Annotated in this window: 1 protein-coding gene; it reads left to right on the top strand. The window is 44.4% G+C overall.

Annotated elements, in window-relative coordinates; translation table 11 throughout:
* Positions 1-564: 564 nt before the first annotated feature.
* The coding region (locus tag JCM16496_RS22565; RefSeq protein WP_148301647.1) for an AAA family ATPase at positions 565-967 on the top strand (403 nt) is incomplete at its 3' end.

The raw sequence follows: 967 nt of genomic DNA on the forward strand, positions 1-967 counted from the left end.
CCGAAGTGTGGATTCTGCAGCCCTCTTTTTATGGTTCGACTATTGAATATCAACACATTGGATATTTATTGTCTGGTATTGAAAATCAGTGTCAGAATTTTCCTACGCATGAATCCGCATACTGTCTTCATGGCTATAAGTACACAGATTATCAGTATTATACATTATATTCATTCTGATATTATATCGGTCTTACAAGTCTGATATTTATTATTATCTCAAACTGTTATATTATTGATACACAGCGAAATCTCCCTCCAAATATGTTTAGGAAATTTAGTCACAAATTTGATAAAGCAGAAAAGGAATTTCTGGATACTATGAAAGAAAAATGAATTATATCCTCAAAAGGGCTCTCGAGAAAAAACAGGAAGTACCCGAATCGACAGGTAGGGTTTCTTCCCTTCGATACCCGCCAGATCGGCATACGTACCGGTCTATGAGTATCGGTGAATGTCTATACTTACATTTTTCCCGTCCAACTTTTCTTTATCTGTCCTTTTCTCCGTACATTTGTCATTGCAACAATGCAACAGACCCCAAAAAGAAGAAGGAGAGGACATTATGAAATATCCCATCGGAATACAGAGCTTCGACGTGATTCGTGAGGACGGATATGTCTATGTGGACAAGACCGCCCTGGTCTACGACCTGGTGAAGAACGGAAAGGTTTACTTTCTCAGCCGTCCCCGGCGTTTCGGCAAGAGCCTGCTGGTGAGCACACTGGAATGTTACTTTCGTGGGCGGAAGGAACTGTTCGACGGCCTTGCCATTGCCGGACTGGAGGAGGAGTGGAACGAATATCCCGTCTTCCACATCGACTTCAACGGAGGGGACTATACCCGTGACGGGGAGCTGGAGAATACCATCGAAAGCCACCTGCAGTCCTGGGAAGAGACCTATGGAACCGACAAGAAGGAACTGACTACAGCCCTCCGCTTCCAGGGCGTTCTGCAGCGTGCCAGCC

The sequence above is a fragment of the Bacteroides rodentium JCM 16496 genome (genome assembly GCF_000614125.1).
Taxonomy (GTDB): Bacteria; Bacteroidota; Bacteroidia; order Bacteroidales; family Bacteroidaceae; genus Bacteroides; species Bacteroides rodentium.